Source organism: Pantoea sp. B550 (genome assembly GCF_024158165.1).
Taxonomy (GTDB): domain Bacteria; phylum Pseudomonadota; class Gammaproteobacteria; order Enterobacterales; family Enterobacteriaceae; genus Pantoea; species Pantoea alfalfae.
In genome coordinates this window covers 1,128,653-1,151,338 of sequence record NZ_JAMYXI010000003.1, presented here as the reverse complement: position 1 = coordinate 1,151,338, position 22,686 = coordinate 1,128,653, and the positions used below count along the sequence as shown (strand labels likewise).

Sequence of the window (22,686 nt, the reverse complement as noted above, 5' to 3'; positions counted from 1 at the left end):
TCAAAGTGGCTAAGTGTAACCTATCAGAAGTGAGAATATGAATGATGCAGCAAACTGCCGCCGCGTTGCGTGACTTTACCACCCGATACTGCCAGCACTGGCTTCAGCAGACCGGGCATGCGCCGGCCAGCAGCGATCTCTATGGGGTGCCGTCACCCTGCGCACTGGAGGATCGCGATCAGCGGGTCATCTGGCAGCCGCAACCGTTTAGCCTGCCACCGACGCTGGATGCGGTTGAACGGGCGGTCGACATCCAGCTCCAGCCGCCGATGACCGATTTCTACACCACGCAATTTGCCGGCGATATGCAGGCCCGTTTTGGTGAGAATCAGCTGACGCTGTTACAGGTATGGAGTGAAGAGGATTTCCTGCGGTTACAGGAGAATCTGATTGGGCATCTGGTGATGCAGCGCCGCCTTAAACAGTCGCCGACGCTGTTTATAGCCACTACTGATTCAGAGGAGGAGATCATCTCCCTCTCTAATCTCAGCGGCGAAGTGATTCTGGAGCAACCTGGTCGTAAACAGCGTGTGGTCTTAGCAGAAAATCTTGAGATATTTCTTAAGTCATTACAACCGGTTATCATCTGATTTGCAGTGATTTGCCGCCTGGCTTGTGAGATATCTCTTACAACTGCTGTGAGAGATCGCCATATAACAGTTGAGACATCCGGAAGGCTGCAATGTAAAAATATTGTGAATCATCAACTTAATGGCATTTATCTGATTTTGCGCAGCACATTTCGTAAAGTTTCGCTGTAAGTACCTTGTGCGCGTAACGAGTTCTGTCAAAATGTTTCCCACTGCAGGATGCTCAGGAAACAGATATCGTCAGGATGATGATAAGCCATGAGGCAGGAACGTAACGGAGCTTACGGCACACGGAAGGTTTCAGGATGAAACAGGATCGCTCAGGAGTGAGCAAGGGACACCTCCAGGATGGAGAATGAGAACCCCTCAGAAGAGGTGGTGGGCCAGGATGCTAAGGATACATCAGGACGATGCGCGACAGGAGTTCGCACTGGACAAGTTGTCATGGAAGAGCAGGGAGCAAAAACGTAGCAGGATGGCTGCAAACGAACCGGGAGCACTGTTTATACAGTGCTCCCTTTTTTTGTGCCTGTGCCAACAAGTGATATGCTTGCCGCCCCTTTTTGACTGCTTGCCGGAGGTGGCGCATGACGCCTGAACAATTGATTACACAACGGCTGGAGCAACTGGAAGCGGTGATGCGTGAGCACCATCTCTGGCAGAGTACCCCTCCGGCCGAAGACGCGCTCGAGAGCCGTGAACCCTTTTGCCTGGATACGCTGGAGCCGCTGCAGTGGCTCCAGTGGGTGCTGGTTCCGCGGATGCATGCCCTGATAGCGGCTCAGCATCCTTTACCGCAAAATTTTGCCGTTGCTCCCTACTACGAGGTGGCGCTGGTGCCTGACCAGCCCGGCATTGCACCGCTACTGCTGACCCTGCGTCAGCTTGACGCGTTGATCAAGGATGCAGCCCACTGATGCTGGAGATACTCTATCAGGATGAGTGGCTGGTTGCTGTCAACAAGCCCAGCGGCTGGCTGGTTCATCGCAGCTGGCTGGATCGTCATGAAACGGTGTTTGTAATGCAGACCGTTCGCGATCAGATTGGACAGCATGTGTTTACCGCGCATCGCCTGGACAAACCCACCTCAGGCGTACTGCTGATGGGGCTTTCAAGCGAAGTCGGCCGTCTGCTTTCCCTGCAGTTCGAACAGCACCAGATGCAGAAAACCTATCATGCTGTCGTACGCGGCTGGCTGGAGAGCAGCGGAACGCTCGACTATCCGCTGGTGGAAGAGCTGGATAAAATCGCTGACAGGCACGCCACGGAAGCGCGCACCGCACAGCCCGCAGTCACTGATTATCAGTCACTGGCGACGGTCGAGATGCCGGTCGGCATTGGCCGCTATCCCACATCGCGTTACAGCCTGGTTGAAATGGCTCCTAAAACCGGTCGTAAGCATCAGCTGCGTCGTCATATGTCGCACCTGCGTCATCCGATTATTGGCGATTCGGCACACGGTGATCTGCGCCAGAACCGGGGGGCCGCCGAACACTTTGGCGCTAACCGGCTGATGCTGCACGCCAGCAGCCTGGCACTCACCCATCCGGTGACCGGGGAACCGTTGCTGCTGCGCGCCGGACTGGATGGCGTCTGGCAGAATCTGATGAACCAGTTTGGCTGGCAGGATCGCATTCCTGAGGTGCCGCGGGTTGAGTTTAACGCAGCGCCAGGACAGGATAACGTTTCAGAATAAGGGAGAAAGCAGATGGCAAAGATTGGCATTTTTGTGGGGACGGTATACGGCAATGCGCTGCTGGTAGCGGAAGAAGCGGAGCCCCTTCTGCAGCAGCAGGGTCACAGCGTCACCGTGTTTGACGATCCGACGCTGGCAGACTGGCAGAACTATGCCAGCGACGTGGCGTTAATTGTCACGTCAACCACCGGACAGGGCGATTTTCCCGACACGATTTCAGGCCTGTTCCATGCAGTTAAAGATAAGCTGGGTCATCAACCTGCGTTGCGCTATGGCGTGATTGCGCTGGGTGACAGCAGTTACGACCATTTTTGTGGCGCGGGTAAAGCTTTCGATGCGCTGCTGCAGGAGCAGGGCGCGCGGCGGATTGGTGAGGTGTTACTGGTTGATGCCACTGAAAATCCTGAGCCGGAAGCGGTGACTTCTCCATGGGTTGAAGCCTGGGGCGCGCAGTTCTGATGACCACGCCAGGCTTATCTCTGCTTTAGGAGCTAAGGATATGCCTGGCGTGTGTGCACGGCGCGGTCAGGTCACCGGTGCCGGGTTAAACACCGCCAGCTGATTACGGATACCCCAGCGATCGGACCAGGTCTGCTTCCTGCCACTGGCAATGTCCAGAATCAACTCAAACAACCGCCAGCCCACCTGTTCAATACTCTCTTCACCGGTCGCAATCGTCCCGGCATTGATGTCCATCAGATCGTGCCAGCGCTCTGCCAGCGCATTACGCGTCGCCATCTTGATGACCGGAATTGCAGCCAGACCGTAAGGCGTTCCGCGACCGGTAGTGAAAACCTGTAGCGTGATACCGGACGCCAGCTGCTGCGTACCGCAGACAAAATCGCTGGCGGGCGTCGCCGCGTAGATCAATCCACGCCGCGTGGGCCGCTGGCCGGGCGACAGCACTTCAACAATGGCGCTGCGCCCCGATTTAGCGATCGACCCCAGCGCTTTTTCCACCACGTTCGCCAGCCCGCCTTTTTTATTGCCCGGCGACGGATTCGCGCTGCGATCGGTCTGGCCCTGGTCGAGGTAGTTGTCATACCAGGCCATCTCCTCCAGTAAGCGCTTACCGACTTCCTGATTAATCACCCGTGGCGTCAGCAGGTGAATCGCATCACGCACTTCAGTGACTTCCGAAAACATCACCGTCGCACCGCAGCGCACCAGCAGATCGGACGCGAAACCCACTGCCGGATTCGCCGTCACGCCCGAGAACGCATCGCTGCCACCGCACTGCATACCGACAATCAGTTCTGCTGCGGAACAGGTTTCACGCTGGCGCTGATTCAGCCGCTGGAGATGACGCTCCGCTACCTGCAGAATCTCATTTACCATCGCACCAAAACCGACCAGCTTCTCATCCTGCAAACGCACGATGTCATGATCGTCCAGCGAAATCGCCTGCACGTCAGGCGTGCCGGTCAGCAGACGCTCCGGCTGTAACTTCTCACAGCCCAGGCTGACGATCATGACTTCGCCACCGAAATTAGCATTCAGCGCCAGGTTATGAATGGTGCGAATCGGCACTACCGCCGCGGGTGCATTAATCGCCACGCCGCAGCCATAAAGGTGGTTGAGCGCGACCACGCCATCCACATTCGGGTAGCGCGGCAGCAAATCCCGTTCAATGATCTGTACGACATGATCCACCACACCGGCCACGCAGTGGACGCTGGTGGTGATCCCCAGCAGGTTACGCGTGCCGACGCTGCCATCCGCATTGCGATAACCTTCAAAGGTATAGCCTTCCAGCGGCGGCAATTCAGGCGGAACCTGATTGGCTAACGGCAGACTCGCCAGCGGAGGCGCTTCCGGCAGCGCGACCAGCGACTCATCAATCCAGCTGCCCTGGGCAATATCCCGTAATGCATAGCCGATGACTTCACCATAACGCACGATCTCTGCGCCCTGGTTAATTGCGCGCAGCGCTACTTTGTGGCCCTGTGGCACATGCTCCGTGAGTGTCAGGCCATCCGCAAACTGCGTGCCAGCCGGCAGACCCAGGCTGTTAACCACAATCGCCACATTGTCGTGCTCATGGACTTTGATATAGAGCGGTTGTTCATCTGTGTTTGGGTACATCGCTCACCTTCCCGTCTGTCGTGCCGTACTTGTGCGGCACGCTGTAATGTTCTGACCTGTCACACGATTGTTTGCCATCTTCAGTATAGGGAGGCGGCGTGGGGCGCGCATTGTGCAAATGACCACCATTGAGGCAAGTCGCCTTATGATTTTGAGGCGATTATCCAGAAGCAAGTGAAGAGCCTCACAAACAGCGGGAGAAAGCGTTACCTGAGGGGGGGGTCGCTCGTTTATTTGCCGCTTTCGTGAGCCATCCCGCAGGGTTTTGTGCATCCGCAATACAATCACTTCTTCACCGGCGTTATTCCAGGGCGATGTGCCAATGTGCTCGCTTCAGGCTGTTCTTATACTGGGTTCCGTTAGCCAAAGTCAGGTTATCTGTCACGACGTATTACTCATCTGAAGAGGTTACCGAGGCGCATTAGCTGCCACCTCGCAGATGGATAAATAAAGGTTTGCCAGAACAACAAGATCGCCGTGTTTAACCCAACTTCTCTCTGATACCCAACGCGATGTGTATGCAGTCAGAGCGAATGTAGCTCACGCTATATTTCAGGAGTGCATCATGAATAGTTTCAGCCAGACCGCGGAGACGGTGCAGAAGCGCACCAATGCCCGCTACTGGATTGTGGTGATGTTATTTATCGTCACCTCATTCAACTACGGTGACCGCGCAACCATTTCGATTGCCGGTTCTGCAATGTCCAAAGATATCGGCCTCGATTCGGTCGGACTTGGCTATATCTTCTCTGCCTTCTCATGGGCGTACGTTATTGGCCAGATTCCGGGCGGCTGGCTGCTCGATCGCTTCGGCTCTAAACGCGTCTATTTCTGGAGCATCTTTACCTGGTCGCTGTTTACGCTGCTGCAGGGATTTGTAGATATCTTCAGCGGCTTCGGCATCATTATGTCGCTGTTTATTCTGCGTTTCCTGGTAGGGCTGGCCGAAGCGCCTTCCTTCCCGGGCAACAGCCGCATTGTGGCCGCCTGGTTCCCGGCGCAGGAGCGCGGCACGGCGGTAGCGATCTTCAACTCGGCGCAATACTTCGCCACTGTCATCTTCGCCCCCATCATGGGCTGGCTGGTCTCTGAAGTGGGCTGGGCGCATGTGTTCTGGTTCATGGGCGGCCTGGGCATCATCCTCAGCTTTATCTGGCTGAAAGTGATCCACGATCCTACCGATCACCCTGGCGTGAACAAGGCTGAACTGGAGTACATGGAGCAGGGCGGCGCGCTGATCAACATGGATGTCAAAAAGGATAGCCGCAAAGTGAGCTGGAGCGAGAAGTGGTTCCAGATTAAGCAACTGCTGACGTCACGCATGATGCTGGGCATCTACCTCGGTCAATACTGTGTTAACGCCTTAACCTACTTCTTTATTACCTGGTTCCCGGTCTATCTGGTGCAGGCGCGCGGCATGTCGATTCTGAAAGCGGGCTTTATTGCTTCGATTCCGGCGGTGTGTGGCTTCCTCGGCGGCGTACTGGGTGGGGTAATTTCTGACTGGCTGATGCGTAAAACCGGCTCGCTGAATATCGCACGTAAAACGCCAATTGTGCTCGGCATGCTGCTCTCTATCTCGATGGTGATGTGTAACTACACCGATACCGAATGGATGGTGGTGTTCTTTATGGCACTGGCGTTCTTTGGTAAAGGCATCGGTGCGCTGGGCTGGGCGGTAATGGCAGATACCGCGCCGAAAGAGATCAGTGGCCTGAGCGGCGGTCTGTTTAACATGTTCGGCAACTTCTCCGGCATCGTAACGCCTATCGCCATCGGCTACATCATTGCCACCAGCGGATCCTTTGAGGGCGCGCTGATCTATGTCGGCATTCATGCCTTTGTCGCAGCCTTCAGCTTCCTGGTCATTGCGGGCGATATCAAACGTGTCGAACTGAAAAACTGGCCCGGTAAGGATGCATTATGAATACGCAAAGTTCGCCGGTGATTACTGAGATGCAGGTTATCCCGGTCGCCGGTTATGACAGCATGCTGCTCAATATTGGCGGTGCGCACAACGCCTGCTTTACCCGCAACATTGTGGTCCTCACCGACAGCGCCGGTCACACCGGCGTGGGTGAAGCGCCTGGCGGTGACACCATCTATCAGACGCTGGTGGAGGCGATTCCGCAGGTGAAAGGCCAGCAGATTGCGCGAATGAACCGTCTGGTGCAGCAGGTACATAAAGGCAATCAGTCGGCTGACTTCACCACTTTTGGCAACGGTGCCTGGACCTTTGAACTACGTGTCAATGCGGTGGCCGCGCTGGAAGCGGCGCTGCTTGATTTGCTGGGGCAGTGTCTGGGCGTCCCGGTGGCTGAACTGCTGGGGCCGGGCAAACAGCGCGATGAAGTCACGGTGCTGGGCTATCTTTTTTATCTTGGCGACCGCCGCAAGACGGATCTCCCTTATCTCAGTGGCGATCAGGCCAGCCACGACTGGTATCACCTGCGTCATCAGGAAGCGCTGACGAGCGATGCCGTGGTGCGGCTGGCTGAGGCGGCTGCGGATAAATATGGCTTTAAAGATTTCAAGCTCAAAGGTGGCGTGCTCCCCGGCGAGCAGGAGATCGCTACGGCGGCAGCGCTCAAGCAGCGCTTTCCCGAGGCGCGCATCACAGTCGACCCCAACGGTGCCTGGCTGCTGGACGAGGCGATAGCGCTGTGTAAAGGGATGCAGGATGTGCTGAGCTACGCCGAAGATCCCTGCGGAGCAGAGCAGGGCTATTCGGGGCGTGAAGTGATGGCCGAGTTCCGGCGCGCCACCGGCCTGCCGGTCGCGACCAATATGATTGCCACCAACTGGCGCGAGATGAACCACGCGGTGATGCTGAATGCGGTCGATATTCCGCTGGCGGATCCGCACTTCTGGACGCTGAGCGGTGCCGTGCGTGTCGCGCAGCTATGTGATGAGTGGGGCCTCACCTGGGGTTGCCACTCCAATAACCACTTCGATATTTCTCTGGCAATGTTCACCCATGTGGGTGCGGCGGCGCCGGGCAATCCCACCGCGATTGATACCCATTGGATCTGGCAGGAGGGCGATCAGCGCCTGACGAAAAACCCGCTGCAAATCCGCAACGGAAAAATTGCCGTACCGGATGCGCCGGGTCTGGGCATTGAGCTCGACTGGGAGCAGGTAAACAAAGCCCATCAGCTTTATCAGTCACTGCCCGCCGGTGCGCGTAACGACGCCACCGCGATGCAGTATCTGGTCCCCGGCTGGACATTTGACCGCAAGCGCCCGGCATTTGGCCGGACAACAGCATAAGGAGCAGGAGATGAGTTCAACACCGAAAGTGACCGCCATGCAGGTTATTCCGGTCGCAGGCTACGACAGCATGCTGCTGAACCTCAGCGGCGCTCACTCGCCATTCTTTACCCGCAACATTGTGATTATCAAAGATAACGCCGGACACACCGGCGTCGGTGAAATCCCGGGCGGCGAGAAAATTCGCCAGACGCTGGAAGATGCCGCCTCGCTGGTGATCGGCAAAACGCTGGGTGAGTACAAAAATACCCTCAGCCTGGTGCGCAGTACTTTTGCCGACCGCGATGCGGGCGGACGCGGCAACCAGACCTTTGATCTGCGCACCACGATTCATGTGGTGACCGGCATCGAAGCGGCGCTGCTTGATCTGCTGGGTCAGCACCTGGGCGTCAACGTCGCCTCGCTGCTGGGCGACGGGCAGCAGCGCGACCGCGTTGAGATGCTCGGTTACCTGTTCTACATCGGCGACCGCACTAAAACCTCGCTCTCTTATCAGAATCAGCAAGACGATCCGTGCGACTGGTATCGCCTGCGCCACGAAGAGGCGTTAACGCCGGATGCGGTAGTGCGCCTGGCAGAAGCGGCTTATGAGAAATATGGCTTTAACGACTTCAAACTCAAAGGCGGCGTGCTGCGCGGCGGTGAAGAGGCTGAAGCGGTCACGGCGCTGGCTAAACGTTTTCCTGAAGCTCGCATTACCCTCGATCCCAACGGGGCCTGGTCGCTCAACGAGGCGATCATGCTCGGCAAACAGCTCAAAGATGTGCTGGCTTACGCAGAAGATCCCTGTGGTGCAGAGCAGGGCTATTCAGGCCGCGAAGTGATGGCGGAGTTCCGCCGTGCGACCGGCATGCCCACCGCCACCAATATGATCGCCACCGACTGGCGGCAGATGGGGCATACCCTGTCGCTGCAGTCGGTGGACATTCCGCTGGCCGATCCGCACTTCTGGACCATGCAGGGCTCGGTGCGGGTGGCGCAGATGTGTCACGACTTCGGCCTGACCTGGGGCTCGCACTCTAACAACCACTTTGATATTTCGCTGGCGATGTTTACTCATGTTGCCGCCGCCGCGCCGGGTGCCATTACCGCCATTGATACCCACTGGATCTGGCAGGAGGGCAATCAGCGCCTGACCAAAGAGCCGTTCCAGATTAAAGGCGGCATGGTGCAGGTGCCGCAGAAGCCAGGTCTTGGCGTAGAGCTGGATATGGATCAGGTGATGCAGGCCAATGCGCTCTATCAGAAGCAGGGACTGGGCGCGCGTGACGATGCTGAAGCGATGCAATTTTTAGTACCGGGATGGACTTTCGACAATAAACGCCCGTGCCTGGTACGTTAACCTTTCTGGCTCCCGCCGCGGAGCCACCGTCACAGGAGTTCAACCATGAGTAATGCAGCCTGGCCTAATGGATTTCGTCGTCGCCTGTTAGCGGGCGACACCCTGATTGGCAGCTGGTGTGCGCTGGCCAGTCCGATCTCAACTGAAATCCTGGGGCTGGCCGGTTTCGACTGGCTGGTACTGGATGGCGAACACGCGCCCAACGACATCACGACCTTCGTGCCGCAGCTGATGGCGCTGAAAGGCAGCCATAGCGCGCCCGTGGTGCGTCCGCCCTGCAACGAGCCGGTGATCATCAAGCGCCTGCTGGATATCGGGTTTAACAACTTCCTGGTGCCGTTTGTCGAGACCGAAGAGGAAGCCCTGCGGGCGGTCGCCTCAACCCGCTATCCGCCAGCCGGGATTCGCGGTGTCTCGGTGTCGCACCGCAGCAACATGTACGGCACGTTGCCGGATTACAACAGCACCATTAATGACAACATCACGGTGCTGGTTCAGATCGAAACTCAGCAGGCAGTCGACAACATTGACGCGATTGCAGCCGTTGACGGCGTCGACGGTATTTTTGTCGGGCCGGGCGATCTCTCCGCTGCACTGGGCTATCTCGGCCAGCCTGCGCATCCTGAAGTGCTGAAAGTGATTAAACACATTTTTGAACGTGCCAAAGCCGCCGGTAAGCCGAGCGGCATTCTGGCACCGGTGGAAGCGGACGCGCGTCGCTATCTGGAGTGGGGTGCCACCTTTGTGGCCGTCGGCAGCGATGTCGGGATGTTCCGCAACGCTTCGCAGACGTTATGCGACAAATTTAAGCGTTAATCAATCAAGGGGAAACGCAATGAAAATTGGATTTATCGGCCTGGGCATTATGGGCAAACCCATGAGTAAGAATCTGGTGAAAGCCGGTTATTCGCTGGTGGTACGCGACAACAACACCGAAAACGAAGCGGAACTGGCTAAACTGGGCGCGACCGTGGCGAAAACGCCAAAAGAGGTGGCTGAGCAGTGCGATGTGGTGATTACCATGGTGCCAAACTCGCCGCAGGTTATCGACGTCTGTCTGGGGAAAAACGGCATCATTGAAGGGGCGAAGCCGGGCCTGGTGGTGATCGACATGAGTTCGATTGCGCCACTGGCGAGCCGGGAAGTGCATGATGCGCTGGCAGAAAAGCAGATAAAAATGCTGGATGCACCGGTCAGCGGCGGCGAGCCAAAAGCGATTGAAGGCACACTCTCTGTGATGGTCGGCGGTGATAAAGCCGTGTTCGATTCCTGTTATGACATCATGAAATCAATGGCGGGATCGGTCGTGCATACCGGCGACATCGGTGCAGGCAACGTGACCAAGCTGGCAAACCAGGTGATTGTGGCGCTGAACATTGCGGCAATGTCCGAGGCGCTGTCGCTGGCGACTAAAGCGGGTGTGAATCCGGATTTGGTTTATCAGGCGATTCGCGGTGGGCTGGCGGGCAGTACGGTGCTGGATGCCAAAGCGCCGATGGTGATGGATCGCAACTTCAAACCCGGCTTTCGTATTGACCTGCATATCAAAGATCTGGCGAACGCGCTGGATACCTCGCACAGCATCGGGGCGCATCTGCCGCTGACGGCGGCGGTGATGGAGATGATGCAGGCACTGCGCAACGATGGACAGGGTAACGCCGACCACAGCGCGCTGGCCTGCTATTATGAGAAGTTAGCGAAGGTTGAAATCGCCCGCTAAAACCCGGTGCCGGTCTCCCCAAACCGGACTGGTCAGGAGCCGTTTTAATTACTCAACTGCGCTCGGATTGCCTATGAAAATCGTAATCGCACCGGATTCATATAAAGAGAGTTTATCCGCCCTGGATGTGGCATCGGCGATTGAAGCGGGTTTCCGTGACATTTTCCCCGATGCGCATTACGTGAAAATACCGGTCGCCGACGGTGGCGAAGGCACGGTAGAAGCGATGGTGGCGGCGACGAAGGGGAAAATCGTCAGGCTGAAGGTGACCGGGCCGCTGGGCACGCAGGTCGACGCCTTTTATGGCTTGTCCGGCGATGAGTCCACTGCTTATATCGAAATGGCAGCAGCCAGCGGACTGGAGCGGGTGCCAGCATCACAGCGTGACCCGCTGATCACGACCTCATTCGGCACCGGCGAGTTGATCCGACATGCGCTGGATAAGGGCGTCGGCCACATCATCATTGGTATCGGCGGCAGCGCCACCAACGACGGCGGTGCCGGGATGATGCAGGCGCTGGGTGCCCGATTGCTCGACACCCAGGGTAAAGAGATTGGCCAAGGTGGCGGCGCGCTCTCTCAGCTCGCTAGCATTGATATTGACGCCCTGGATGCCCGCATCCATCAGTGCCGCATTGAAGTGGCCTGTGACGTCACGAATCCGCTGACCGGCAAAGAGGGCGCATCGGCTATTTTCGGTCCGCAGAAAGGGGCGACCCCGGCGCTGGTGCAGCAGCTCGATCAGGCGCTGGCCCATTACGCTGAGATTATTCACCGCGATCTCGACATCGATGTGCTGCATATTCCCGGCGGCGGCGCGGCGGGCGGCATGGGCGCGGCGCTGCACGCCTTCTGTCAGGCGGAGCTGCGGCGCGGCATTGAGATTGTTACTGAGGCACTGGGCCTGGCTGAAGAAGTCAAAGATGCTGACCTGGTGATTACCGGTGAAGGGCGTATCGACAGCCAGAGTATTAATGGCAAGGTGCCGATTGGGGTTGCCAACGTGGCAAAGCGTTTTAACAAGCCGGTGATTGGCATCGCCGGAAGCCTGACGGCGGATGTCGGCGTGGTGCATCAGCACGGGATTGATGCAGTGTTTAGCGTGCTCTACAGCATCTGTACACTCGAAGAGGCACTTGCGGATGCCGGAAAGAATGTCGAGATGACAGCGCGTAACGTGGCCGCGACGTTAAAACTGGCCGGATTTCACTGACCGTCAGGACTATCAGGCCAGGCAATGCGGGCCTGATAGTCCTGACGGTGATGCTGGTGGTAAGCATAGTTTTACGGCATCAGCCTTTTACCCCGGAGGCAGGTGCGTCAGCGGAAGCTAACGCACCTGCCGGTTAGCGTTTGCGCGAATAACAGGCGTGGCAGCAGGTCCGTCAGACTTCCCCGAATCCTAACAGTCGCCGGGCTTCTCTGGCGACGTTCTCCATCTCATCCTGCAGCTCCAGCAGCTCCGGCTCCAGCGCAGCGATATCGCTGGCCTCCAGTAGCCCGCGTTCCAGCTGATGACAGAGTTGCTTCATGCGCGGCACGCCGCTGTAGCTGGCACTGCCGTGCAGCTTGTGAATAATTTCACGCAGGGCGTTGACCTCATTGGCCGCCATAAACTGCGCCATCTTCGCATGCACTTCCGGTAAAAATTCCAGCAGCATGCGTAGCAGATCGCGCGCCAGATCGGGTTTGTTCGCCGCCTGTCGCAGCGCCAGCTGCCAGTCCAGCGTCGGTAATATCGGCTGCAGTTCCGGCAGGGAGACCACTGGCGGCGGCGTATAGCGTGCCAGCAGTTGTCTCAGCTTGCTCTCATCAATCGGCTTGGCAAGATAGTCATTCATGCCCGCCTTGATCAGCTGCTCACGCTCGCCATCAATCGCATGTGCGGTCACCGCCACAATCGGTGTATTCGCGTGATGCGGCAGACCCCGGATAATTTCGCTGGCACGAATGCCATCAATTTCGGGCATCTGAATATCCATCAGAATCACATCCAGCGACTGCTGACGCGCTGCGCGGATGGCGTGTTCGGCGCTGCTGCACAGCAGGATGTTCTGCACCTGCTCCTCCAGCAGCGCGCCAATCAGCTTGAGGTTGGCGGGATTGTCATCCACCGCCATCACCGTTAGCGGTAGACGCGGTGACAGCGGCAGCTCGCTGATCTGACGGGTATGGAGATCCAGTAACATCGGCAGAAGCCGTGTCAGTGAGATCGGCTTAGCAATGGAGCCGTCAATGCCGCGTACCTTCAGTTCATCAGCCAGCAACATCATCGGGCTGGGAAGGGCCATCAGCACGTTGTCTGCCCGATCCAGCAGCCCATTGATCAGGCGCTCATTAAGTAGTGCAGGCTGGCTGATACCGACCGGCATCGCCATCAGCAGCAGCGGATAGTGAGATTCTTTCAAACCTTCCAGCGTTTCGCTGTAGTCGATCTGCAATGGAGTGGCGCTTAACATCTCCAGCGCGGCGCTGGCAACGTTAGCATCCGCTTCCACATAGGCAATGCGCGCATGGGACAGCGCATCCAGCACGCGAGGCATACCGGGTGCATTGGGATTAAGATCCAGCTGTACGCGAATCACAAAGGTCGACCCCTGATCCGGCTGGCTGCTGAAGGTGATTTCTCCTCCCATCTCCCGCACCAGTTTCTGGGTGATGACCAGACCCAGCCCGGTGCCGCCATGGCGGCGCGTAATGCTGGCGTCAGCCTGACGGAACGCCTGGAACAGCTGTGTCTGCTGCTGCTCAGAGATGCCGATGCCGGTGTCCTCAACCTGAATCTCCAGCTCGACGCGCGACTGGGTAATCACCCGCTGTCCGACGCGCATGCCGATGTAACCCTGCTCGGTAAACTTGATGGCGTTACCAATCAGGTTGATCAGAATCTGTTGCAGACGCAGCGCATCGCCAATCACGTTGTCCGGTACGCTGCTGTCACATACCACCGTCAGCTCCAGCCCCTTTTCATGCGCCGACGGCGCCAGCAGCACCAGGGTTTCATCCAGCGTGGCGCGCAGCGGGAAGGGGATTGCCTCCAGCATCAGCTTGCCTGCTTCCAGCTTCGAAAAATCGAGGACGTCATTGATAATACTGAGCAGGTTATTTGCCGAGCGCTCAATGGTCTGCATATAGTCGCGCTGGGTGGTGCGCAGTTGGGTTTTCAGCATCTGCCGGGTAAAGCCCAGCACGCCATTGAGCGGCGTTCGCAGCTCATGCGACATATTGGCCAGAAACTCAGATTTGATACGCGCGGCTTCCTGCGCGCGTTTCTTCGCCAGATCCAGTTCAACGTTCTGAATTTCCAGCTGCTCCAGCGTCTCTCTTAAATCCCAGGTTGCCTGGTCGATATTGTGCTGCATCTCTTCGTGATAGGCGGTCAGCGACATCGCCATCGCGTTAATGCCGTTTTTCAGAATGTTGAGTTCACCCAGCATGTAGCCCTCAACGCGGCTGTCGAGCTGGCCGCGACGGATGCGGTCAACGGTAGTGACCATATTGCGGATCGGGCCGGTGACATCGCGCATCAGACGATAAGCAAATAGCATGGCAAGACAGAGGCAGAAGAGCAGCATCAGCGTGGCAACAAACACCTCTTTGTACTGCTGCAACCGCACCGACTGCAGATCCAGTTCAATCGCCACATAGCCCAGCGGATTGCCCGCTGGCTTGGCATCTTCATCCGGTAATTCGTCCACATCGTAACGCTCAGAAGTAATCGGCGTACGCAGAATTAATAGGCTGCCGTGGCGCTCCATTGAGACATCGTCAGGCAGGGCGCGGATATCATTCTGTTGCAGCAGGCTGAGGTTTTGCTTGTGGTTCGAGGTGACATAAAGCTGATTGTGATTATCAAACACCGAGATGGCCCGGACGATGCCGGAATGGCGGCGGTGCAGCAGGCTGACCAGTTCACGCATGGCATCACGGTTGTGCCACGTCATGCTGTATTCGCTGGAGATCGCCAGGGGTTCGATGATGTTAGCCCCGGCATCAATCACCTGGCGCTGCAGTTCGTTGTAGCGGTGCACCACAAAAAAGGAGCTGAGCAGCAGGCCAACCATCAGCGTGGGTGCCAGGATTAAAATCATCATTCGCGCCCGCAGGCTGTATTTGGTCATAATAGTCGCCTGGCTACTCCGGCATTAACGTCCCTGTGCATGCTGTCGACAAAACGATGCAGGCCGTTTTCGATAAAGAGAATGAATAACACTATGGCGCAATTCTACGTTGCAAAACAGCGCGTGACGACGCAACAACGGATCACCGTCACCATTGAGGAGCTCGACCCGTTCGGGCAGGGGGTGGCGCGCCACAAGGGCAAAACCCTTTTTGTCACGGGTGCTCTGCCGGGTGAACAGGCGGAGGTCGTGCTGACAGAGGATAAACGTCAATTTGCCCGGGCGAAAGTGACACGACTGATTAGCCGCAGCCCGGAGCGCGTCACGCCGCGCTGCCCGCACTACGATCGCTGCGGCGGCTGCCAGCAGCAGCATGCCGATGTGGCGCTGCAACAGCAGAGCAAATCCCAGGCCCTGAGCCGGATGCTGAGCCAGGCCGCAGCACAGAACGTGGCGGTAGATGAGGTGATCGCCGGTCAGCCCTGGGGCTACCGTCGTCGCGCCCGTCTGGGTCTGCAATGGCAAAATAAAGCGCAACGCTTACAGATGGGCTTTCGTCAGGAAGCCAGCAACGATCTGGTCGATATTCAGCACTGCCCCATTTTAGCGCCCGAACTTGAAGCGTTACTGGTTCCGCTGCACCAGTGCCTCAGTGAGTTGCGCGCCGTCAGGCGTCCCGGACATGTGGAACTGGTGCTGGCGGATAACGGCCCGCTGATGATTCTGCGCCATCTTGATGCGCTGCATGCCAGCGATCGTGAAAAACTGGAACAGTTTTCGCATAAGCATCAGCTTATGCTGTTCCTGGATGCCGGTGATGAAGCATTGACCGCGTTAAGTGAATCGACGCCGTTTTATCATTCGCACCAGCTTAAGCTAACCTTCAGCCCACAGGATTTTATTCAGGTTAACGATGCGGTTAATCAGCAGATGGTCGCGAAGGCGATCGCCTGGCTCGATCTGCAGCCGGAAGACCGGGTGCTGGATCTGTTTTGCGGCATGGGAAACTTCACACTTCCTATAGGAATCTTCGTACATAATGTGGTTGGTGTGGAGGGGATTGCAGCATTAGTACGGCAGGCAGCGTATAATGCTGATTTGAATAATCTTAAAAATGTCAGTTTCTTTCAGCATAATCTGGAAGAAGAGGTGTCGCGCCAGCCGTGGGCGGCACAGGGATTTAACAAGGTATTACTCGATCCGGCACGCGCCGGGGCTGCGGGCGTCATGGCGCATGTGGTTAAACTTGCACCAGAACGCGTGGTCTATGTTTCGTGTAATCCCACAACACTCGCCCGCGACAGTCAGACATTGCTGTCGGCAGGCTACCAATTGGAAAGGGTCGCGATGCTGGATATGTTCCCACATACCCGTCATCTCGAATCCATGGTGCTGTTCAGAAAAACATAAGCGATGAATGTCGTTGTGCAGGAGAGGTTATGGTTGCGGTCAGAAGTGCGCATTTAAATACTGAGGGGGACTTCGCCCTCGACCAGTGGATCGCCAGTCTCGGTATTGCCAACCCGCAATCCTGTCAACGCGTTGCTGAGACCTGGCGCTACTGCGAAGCGCAGACGCAGGGCCATCCCGATCAGTCGCTGCTCCTGTGGCGCGGTATTGAGATGGTGGAAATCCTCTCCATGCTCAGCATGGATATTGAAAGCCTTTGTGCGGCGCTGATTTTCCCGCTGGCTAACGATGAAGTGGTGAGTGAAGAGGAGCTGGAAAATGCCGTCGGCAAAGGCATCGTCTCGCTGGTACACGGCGTGCGCGACATGGACGCCATCCGCCAGCTGAAAGCGATCCATAACGACTCCATGGCCTCTGAACAGGTCGATAACGTCCGCCGCATGCTGCTGGCGATGGTGGAAGACTTTCGCTGCGTGGTGCTCAAGCTGGCCGAACGCATCATGAACCTGCGCGAAATGAAAGATGCGCCGGAAGATGAGCGGGTGCTGGCCGCCAAAGAGAGCACCAACATCTATGCGCCCCTGGCCAACCGTCTTGGTATTGGACAGCTCAAATGGGAGCTGGAAGATTACTGCTTCCGCTACCTGCATCCCGACGAATATAAGCGCATCGCCAAATTACTACATGAGCGAAGAATCGACCGCGAGCAGTACATCGATAACTTCGTCAGCAACCTGCGCAAAGAGATGGCCAAAGAGGGCGTGCGCGCCGAAGTCTATGGTCGCCCGAAACATATCTACAGCATCTGGCGCAAGATGCAGAAAAAGTCGCTGGCCTTCGATGAGCTGTTTGACGTACGGGCGGTGCGCATCGTGGCCGATCGCCTGCAGGATTGCTATGGCGCGCTGGGTACGGTGCATACGCTCTATCGCCATCTGCCCAGTGAGTTTGATGACTACGTCGCTAACCCCAAACCCAACGGCTATCAGTCAATTCATACGGTGGTGTTAGGGCCGCAGGGCAAAACGGTGGAAATCCAGATCCGTACCCGCCAGATGCATGAAGATGCCGAGCTGGGCGTGGCGGCGCACTGGAAATATAAAGAGGGGCCAACCTCCAGCAGCGCGCGCGGCGCGGCGGGTCATGAAGAGCGTATTGCCTGGCTGCGTAAGTTGATTAGCTGGCAGGAAGAGATGGCCGACTCCGGCGAGCTGCTGGAAGAGGTCCGCAGTCAGGTGTTCGACGACCGGGTCTACGTTTTCACCCCGAAAGGTGACGTGGTGGATCTGCCGGCCGGTTCGACGCCGCTCGACTTTGCCTATCATATTCATAGTGACATCGGTCACCGCTGCATCGGTGCAAAAATCGGTGGTCGCATCGTGCCGTTCACCTATCAGCTGCAGATGGGCGATCAGGTTGAAGTGATCACCCAGAAACAGCCGAACCCGAGCCGCGACTGGCTCAATCCGAATCTGGGCTATATCACGACCAGCCGTGGACGCTCGAAGATCCACAACTGGTTCCGAAAACAGGATCGCGACAAGAACATTATCGCCGGACGGCAGATTCTGGATAACGAACTGAATCAGCTCGATATCAGCCTGCGCGAAGCGGAAAAACTGCTGCTGCCGCGCTATAACGTGACCTCACTGGAGGAGCTGCTGGCGGCCATTGGCGGCGGCGATATCCGTCTTAACCAGATGGTTAACTTCCTGCAGGCGAAGCTGAATAAGCCGAGTGCTGAAGAGGAAGATCGCGAAGCGCTGCGCCAGCTGACCCAGAAATCCTACTCGCAGCCCGCACGCAAAGAGAGTGGACGCGTGGTCGTCGAGGGCGTAGGCAATCTGATGCACCACATTGCCCGCTGCTGTCAGCCGATTCCGGGCGATGATATTGTTGGCTTTATCACCCAGGGGCGCGGCATCTCAATTCACCGCGCCGACTGCGACCAGCTCTCTGAACTGATTTCACATGCGCCGGAACGTATCGTCGATGCCGTGTGGGGCGAGAGCTACTCCAGCGGTTACTCGCTGGTCGTGCGCGTCACCGCCAACGATCGCAGCGGCTTGCTGCGTGACATCACTACCATTCTCGCCAACGAGAAAGTGAATGTACTGGGCGTCTCAAGCCGCAGCGACACTAAAAAGCAGCTGGCGACCATCGACATGGATATTGAGATCTACAACCATCAGGTTCTGGGACGTGTCCTGGCGCGCCTGAACCAGGTCTCTGATATTATTGACGCCCGCCGCCTGCACTGATATTCAGCTGCACTGCGGCAACCGGCAACAGGAGGTTGCGCGGACGTTTTCTGCGGTACTTGAGAGTGCCGGACGCGGTTCATCCCGTCCGGCACTGTTATACGCCTCGCCTCCTTGCCCGCTTCCTGTCACCTGACTACTCAAGGACCCGTCTGAATGAACGCTATTGAGCGCCTGCTTGGCATCATGAAAACCCTGCGCGATCCCCTCCATGGCTGCCCGTGGGATCGTGAACAGACCTTCACTTCTATCGCGCCCTATACGCTGGAAGAGACCTACGAAGTGCTGGACGCCATCCAGCGCGAAGATTTTGACGATCTGCGCGGCGAACTGGGCGATCTGCTGTTTCAGGTGGTGTTCTATGCGCAGATGGCCAGCGAACAGGATCGCTTTAATTTTGAGGATATCTGTCACGCCATCAGTGACAAGCTGGAGCGCCGTCATCCGCACATTTTTGGCGATGCCACGGCAGAAACCAGCAGTGACGTGCTGAAAAACTGGGAAGCGATTAAAACCGCCGAACGGGCTGATAAAGCCCAGCATTCAGCGCTGGACGACATTCCTAAAGCGCTGCCCGCACTGATGCGTGCTCATAAGATTCAGAAGCGCTGTCACAATGTGGGATTCGACTGGACTACGCTGGGGCCGGTGGTGGCAAAAGTGCATGAAGAGATTGATGAAGTGATGCACGAAGCACAGCAGAGCGTGGTGGACAGTGAAAAGCTGGAAGAGGAGATGGGTGACCTGCTGTTCGCCACCGTTAACCTGTCGCGCCATCTTGGCAGTAAAGCGGAAACGGCGCTGCAAAAGGCCAATGACAAGTTTGAGCGCCGGTTCCGCGAAGTCGAAGCGATCATCGCAGCACAGGGGTTAAGCATGCCGGGCGCCACGCTGGAGCAGATGGAAGCGGCCTGGCAGCAGGTAAAACTGGGCGAAAAAAGCTGATTATTCCAGCGCTGTGCATAAAGTCGCCATGTGTGCTTACTCGTTTCAGCGCGGCAACAACTTTGTGACGCACATCAACATTTCATTGGCAGCTATCCGCTATGGTAGGACGCAGCAATGCGTTGGAGGATGGCTGTGATTCATCAATTGTGGCTGATAGCGGTTTCCAGTATACTGTTTTCCCGTCCTGGTTATTCCACCGTCTTTAAACCTAAACTCTCAGGTTCAGCATGACAACGAATTATATTTTTGTGACCGGCGGGGTCGTTTCCTCTCTGGGTAAAGGCATTGCCGCCGCCTCCCTCGCAGCCATTCTCGAAGCTCGTGGTCTGAACGTGACCATCATGAAGCTGGACCCGTATATCAACGTGGATCCAGGCACCATGAGCCCGACCCAGCACGGCGAAGTTTTCGTCACTGATGACGGCGCTGAAACCGATCTCGATCTGGGTCACTACGAGCGCTTCATCCGCACCAAAATGTCGCGTCGTAACAACTTCACCACCGGCCGTATCTACTCAGAAGTCCTGCGCAAAGAGCGCCGTGGCGACTATCTGGGTGCAACCATTCAGGTTATCCCGCACATCACCAACGCCATCAAAGAACGCATTATTGAAGGCGGTGAAGGTCATGATGTGGTGCTGGTCGAAATCGGCGGCACGGTAGGGGATATCGAATCACTGCCATTCCTGGAAGCGATTCGCCAGATGGCCGTGGATGTGGGCCGTGAACACACCATGTATATGCACCTGACGCTGGTACCGTACATGGCGGCTGCCGGTGAAGTGAAAACCAAACCGACTCAGCACTCCGTAAAAGAGTTGCTGTCGATTGGTATCCAGCCAGATGTGCTGATTTGCCGTTCTGACCGTGCCGTACCGGCCAACGAACGTGCCAAAATCGCCCTGTTCTGTAACGTTCCTGAAAAAGCGGTAATCTCGCTGAAAGACGTTGATTCCATCTACAAGATTCCTGGCATGCTTAAGTCGCAGGGCCTGGATGACTATATCTGCAAGCGCTTCAACCTGAATGCACCGGAAGCCAACCTGGCCGAGTGGGAGCAGGTGATCTACGAAGAAGCTAATCCGGGTGGTGAAGTCACCATCGGTATGGTGGGCAAGTATGTTGAGCTGCCGGATGCCTACAAATCCGTTATCGAAGCGCTGAAACATGGTGGCCTGAAAAATCGTGTCACCGTGAACATCAAACTGATCGATTCGCAGGATGTTGAATCCCGCGGTGTCGAATTACTGAAAGATCTGGATGCGATTCTGATCCCGGGTGGCTTCGGCTACCGTGGTGTGGAAGGCAAGCTGATGACCGCACAGTACGCACGTGAAAACAACGTGCCGTACCTGGGCATCTGTCTGGGCATGCAGGTTGCGCTGATGGAGTTCGCGCGTAATGTTGCGGGCATGCCGGGCGCCAACTCCACTGAATTTGTGCCAGACTGTAAATACCCGGTGGTGGCATTAATCACCGAATGGCGTGACGAAGAAGGCAACGTCGAAGTCCGCAGCGAGCAGAGCGATCTGGGCGGCACCATGCGTCTGGGCAGCCAGCAGTGTCAGTTAACGCCGGGCAGCCAGGTTCGCCAGCTCTACGGCTCTGACACCATCGTTGAGCGCCATCGCCACCGCTATGAAGTGAACAATATGCTGTTAAAGCAGATTGAAGCAGCCGGTCTGCGCGTAGCAGGTCGCTCTGGTGATGATCAACTGGTTGAGATTATCGAGATCCCGAACCATCCGTGGTTTGTGGCCTGCCAGTTCCACCCTGAGTTTACCTCGACCCCACGCGACGGCCATCCGTTGTTTGCCGGCTTTGTTAAAGCCGCGCATGAGCATCAGAAGCGTTTAGCGAAGTAAGTTTCACAGACAACGCGCGAACTTTTCGCGCGTTGTCTGTCTTAGGATTGACTAACTTGTACTGAGGAAAATCGTAATGTCCAAAATCGTAAAAGTCATCGGTCGCGAAATTATCGACTCACGTGGTAACCCGACTGTTGAAGCTGAAGTGCATCTGGAAGGCGGTTTTGTAGGCCTGGCCGCTGCGCCATCAGGTGCCTCTACCGGTTCACGCGAAGCGCTGGAACTGCGTGACGGTGACAAATCACGTTTCCTGGGCAAAGGCGTAACCAAAGCCGTTGCTGCAGTAAACGGTCCGATTGCTGAAGCGGTAAAAGGCAAAGACGCGAAAGATCAGGCGAACATCGATAAGATCATGATCGACCTGGACGGTACTGAGAACAAATCTAACTTCGGTGCTAACGCCATTCTGGCTGTGTCACTGGCAGCGGCTAAAGCAGCTGCAGCTTCTAAAGGTCAGGCGCTGTATGAGCACATCGCTGAGCTGAACGGCACCCCAGGCAAATACTCTATGCCACTGCCTATGATGAACATCATCAACGGCGGCGAACATGCCGACAACAACGTCGACATCCAGGAATTCATGATCCAGCCGGTTGGCGCTTCTAACGTTAAAGAAGCTATCCGTATGGGTTCTGAAGTATTCCACAACCTGGCAAAAGTGCTGAAAAGCAAAGGAATGAGCACGGCAGTGGGTGACGAAGGCGGCTACGCGCCTAACCTGGGTTCCAACGCCGAAGCGCTGGCTGTCATCGCTGAAGCGGTAAAAGCAGCAGGCTACGAGCTGGGCAAAGACATCACTCTGGCGATGGACTGTGCGGCATCTGAGTTCTACAAAGATGGCAAATACGTTCTGGCCGGTGAAGGCGGTAAAGCGTTCACCTCTGAAGAGTTCACCCACTTCCTGGAAGATCTGACTAAACAGTATCCGATCGTCTCTATCGAAGATGGCCTGGATGAATCTGACTGGGACGGCTTCGCTTACCAGACCAAAGTGCTGGGCGATAAAATCCAGCTGGTGGGCGACGACCTGTTCGTGACCAACACCAAAATTCTGAAAGAAGGTATCGATAAAGGTATCGCTAACTCCATTCTGATCAAATTTAACCAGATCGGTTCTCTGACCGAAACCCTGGCTGCGATCAAAATGGCGAAAGATGCGGGCTACACTGCCGTGATCTCTCACCGTTCAGGCGAAACTGAAGATGCAACCATCGCTGACCTGGCGGTAGGTACTGCAGCGGGCCAGATCAAAACCGGTTCAATGAGCCGTTCTGACCGTGTTGCTAAGTACAACCAGCTGATCCGTATCGAAGAAGCGCTGGGTTCTAAAGCGCCATTCAACGGTCTGAAAGAAGTTAAAGGTCAGTAATGACCC

At 56.5% G+C, this 22,686-nt stretch carries 17 protein-coding genes; 15 read left to right on the top strand and 2 right to left on the bottom strand.

Annotated features, from left to right (window positions below):
- Window positions 1-41 precede the first annotated feature (41 nt).
- The 4 genes from syd (at window position 42) to NIM72_RS08410 (ending at window position 2,745) form a co-directional block, all read left to right on the top strand.
- The gene (syd, locus tag NIM72_RS08425) at window positions 42-590 is read left to right on the top strand and encodes a SecY-interacting protein (RefSeq protein WP_161732831.1); all 549 of its coding nucleotides are present in this window, start codon (window positions 42-44) and stop codon (window positions 588-590) included.
- A gap of 587 nt (window positions 591-1,177) precedes the next feature.
- On the top strand, window positions 1,178-1,507 hold the full coding sequence (locus tag NIM72_RS08420; protein ID WP_033783977.1) for a YqcC family protein: 330 nt from the start codon (window positions 1,178-1,180) through the stop codon (window positions 1,505-1,507).
- The gene (gene truC, locus NIM72_RS08415) at window positions 1,507-2,286 is read left to right on the top strand and encodes a tRNA pseudouridine(65) synthase TruC (RefSeq protein ID WP_161732829.1); all 780 of its coding nucleotides are present in this window, start codon (window positions 1,507-1,509) and stop codon (window positions 2,284-2,286) included. The genes NIM72_RS08420 and truC overlap by 1 nt, the downstream gene beginning before the upstream one ends.
- Before the next feature lie 12 nt (window positions 2,287-2,298).
- Window positions 2,299-2,745 (top strand): flavodoxin, encoded by a 447-nt coding sequence (locus NIM72_RS08410; RefSeq protein WP_253419890.1) that lies wholly within the window; start codon window positions 2,299-2,301, stop codon window positions 2,743-2,745.
- A gap of 66 nt (window positions 2,746-2,811) precedes the next feature.
- Here the strand turns inward: NIM72_RS08410 and garD are convergent, their stop codons facing one another.
- Window positions 2,812-4,371, bottom strand: coding sequence for a galactarate dehydratase (gene garD / locus NIM72_RS08405; protein ID WP_161732825.1), 1,560 nt, complete (start codon window positions 4,369-4,371; stop codon window positions 2,812-2,814).
- Between the two features lie 565 nt (window positions 4,372-4,936).
- Between garD and NIM72_RS08400 the strand changes: the two genes are divergently transcribed.
- The 6 genes from NIM72_RS08400 (at window position 4,937) to NIM72_RS08375 (ending at window position 11,916) form a co-directional block, all read left to right on the top strand.
- On the top strand, window positions 4,937-6,298 hold the full coding sequence (locus tag NIM72_RS08400; RefSeq protein WP_161732823.1) for an MFS transporter: 1,362 nt from the start codon (window positions 4,937-4,939) through the stop codon (window positions 6,296-6,298).
- Entirely contained in the window at window positions 6,295-7,641 is a 1,347-nt protein-coding gene (locus NIM72_RS08395) for an enolase C-terminal domain-like protein (RefSeq protein ID WP_161732821.1), read from the top strand. Before NIM72_RS08400 ends, NIM72_RS08395 begins: the two co-directional genes overlap by 4 nt.
- Window positions 7,642-7,651: 10 nt before the next feature.
- Complete coding sequence (gene gudD, locus NIM72_RS08390) at window positions 7,652-8,983, top strand: glucarate dehydratase (RefSeq protein ID WP_161732819.1); 1,332 nt, start codon at window positions 7,652-7,654, stop codon at window positions 8,981-8,983.
- Between the two features lie 45 nt (window positions 8,984-9,028).
- On the top strand, window positions 9,029-9,799 hold the full coding sequence (gene garL, locus NIM72_RS08385) for a 2-dehydro-3-deoxyglucarate aldolase (protein ID WP_161732817.1): 771 nt from the start codon (window positions 9,029-9,031) through the stop codon (window positions 9,797-9,799).
- A gap of 19 nt (window positions 9,800-9,818) precedes the next feature.
- Window positions 9,819-10,703 (top strand): 2-hydroxy-3-oxopropionate reductase, encoded by an 885-nt coding sequence (gene garR, locus NIM72_RS08380; RefSeq protein WP_161732815.1) that lies wholly within the window; start codon window positions 9,819-9,821, stop codon window positions 10,701-10,703.
- A gap of 73 nt (window positions 10,704-10,776) precedes the next feature.
- Window positions 10,777-11,916 carry a glycerate kinase gene (locus NIM72_RS08375; RefSeq protein WP_161732813.1) on the top strand — a complete coding sequence of 380 codons (1,140 nt, stop codon included), beginning with the start codon at window positions 10,777-10,779 and terminating at the stop codon, window positions 11,914-11,916.
- Between the two features lie 172 nt (window positions 11,917-12,088).
- Here NIM72_RS08375 and barA read toward each other — a convergent pair whose 3' ends face one another.
- A complete protein-coding gene (gene barA / locus NIM72_RS08370; protein ID WP_253419887.1) occupies window positions 12,089-14,824 on the bottom strand; it encodes a two-component sensor histidine kinase BarA in 2,736 nt (911 codons plus the stop codon).
- A 93-nt stretch (window positions 14,825-14,917) separates the two neighbouring features.
- Between barA and rlmD the strand changes: the two genes are divergently transcribed.
- From rlmD to eno, 5 genes are all read left to right on the top strand, one after another.
- Window positions 14,918-16,234, top strand: coding sequence for a 23S rRNA (uracil(1939)-C(5))-methyltransferase RlmD (gene rlmD, locus NIM72_RS08365; protein WP_161732809.1), 1,317 nt, complete (start codon window positions 14,918-14,920; stop codon window positions 16,232-16,234).
- Window positions 16,235-16,263: 29 nt separating this feature from the next.
- A complete protein-coding gene (gene relA, locus NIM72_RS08360; RefSeq protein WP_253419884.1) occupies window positions 16,264-18,495 on the top strand; it encodes a GTP diphosphokinase in 2,232 nt (743 codons plus the stop codon).
- Window positions 18,496-18,651: 156 nt separating this feature from the next.
- Window positions 18,652-19,440, top strand: a complete 789-nt coding sequence (mazG, locus tag NIM72_RS08355) for a nucleoside triphosphate pyrophosphohydrolase (RefSeq protein ID WP_161732805.1) — start codon at window positions 18,652-18,654, stop codon at window positions 19,438-19,440.
- Window positions 19,441-19,670: 230 nt separating this feature from the next.
- Window positions 19,671-21,308, top strand: a complete 1,638-nt coding sequence (gene pyrG / locus NIM72_RS08350) for a glutamine hydrolyzing CTP synthase (protein WP_013358881.1) — start codon at window positions 19,671-19,673, stop codon at window positions 21,306-21,308.
- 76 nt (window positions 21,309-21,384) lie between these two features.
- A complete protein-coding gene (gene eno / locus NIM72_RS08345; protein WP_013358880.1) occupies window positions 21,385-22,680 on the top strand; it encodes a phosphopyruvate hydratase in 1,296 nt (431 codons plus the stop codon).
- Window positions 22,681-22,686 lie beyond the last annotated feature (6 nt).

Excerpts from the sequence above, each read along its gene's own strand:
- syd (WP_161732831.1), top strand. The coding sequence starts at position 42 with ATGATGCAGCAAACTGCCGCCGCGTTGCGTGACTTTACCACCCGATAC.
- NIM72_RS08420 (WP_033783977.1), top strand. The coding sequence starts at position 1,178 with ATGACGCCTGAACAATTGATTACACAACGGCTGGAGCAACTGGAAGCG.
- truC (WP_161732829.1), top strand. The coding sequence starts at position 1,507 with ATGCTGGAGATACTCTATCAGGATGAGTGGCTGGTTGCTGTCAACAAG.
- NIM72_RS08410 (WP_253419890.1), top strand. The coding sequence starts at position 2,299 with ATGGCAAAGATTGGCATTTTTGTGGGGACGGTATACGGCAATGCGCTG.
- garD (WP_161732825.1), bottom strand. The coding sequence starts at position 4,371 with ATGTACCCAAACACAGATGAACAACCGCTCTATATCAAAGTCCATGAG.
- NIM72_RS08400 (WP_161732823.1), top strand. The coding sequence starts at position 4,937 with ATGAATAGTTTCAGCCAGACCGCGGAGACGGTGCAGAAGCGCACCAAT.
- NIM72_RS08395 (WP_161732821.1), top strand. The coding sequence starts at position 6,295 with ATGAATACGCAAAGTTCGCCGGTGATTACTGAGATGCAGGTTATCCCG.
- gudD (WP_161732819.1), top strand. The coding sequence starts at position 7,652 with ATGAGTTCAACACCGAAAGTGACCGCCATGCAGGTTATTCCGGTCGCA.
- garL (WP_161732817.1), top strand. The coding sequence starts at position 9,029 with ATGAGTAATGCAGCCTGGCCTAATGGATTTCGTCGTCGCCTGTTAGCG.
- garR (WP_161732815.1), top strand. The coding sequence starts at position 9,819 with ATGAAAATTGGATTTATCGGCCTGGGCATTATGGGCAAACCCATGAGT.
- NIM72_RS08375 (WP_161732813.1), top strand. The coding sequence starts at position 10,777 with ATGAAAATCGTAATCGCACCGGATTCATATAAAGAGAGTTTATCCGCC.
- barA (WP_253419887.1), bottom strand. The coding sequence starts at position 14,824 with ATGACCAAATACAGCCTGCGGGCGCGAATGATGATTTTAATCCTGGCA.
- rlmD (WP_161732809.1), top strand. The coding sequence starts at position 14,918 with ATGGCGCAATTCTACGTTGCAAAACAGCGCGTGACGACGCAACAACGG.
- relA (WP_253419884.1), top strand. The coding sequence starts at position 16,264 with ATGGTTGCGGTCAGAAGTGCGCATTTAAATACTGAGGGGGACTTCGCC.
- mazG (WP_161732805.1), top strand. The coding sequence starts at position 18,652 with ATGAACGCTATTGAGCGCCTGCTTGGCATCATGAAAACCCTGCGCGAT.
- pyrG (WP_013358881.1), top strand. The coding sequence starts at position 19,671 with ATGACAACGAATTATATTTTTGTGACCGGCGGGGTCGTTTCCTCTCTG.
- eno (WP_013358880.1), top strand. The coding sequence starts at position 21,385 with ATGTCCAAAATCGTAAAAGTCATCGGTCGCGAAATTATCGACTCACGT.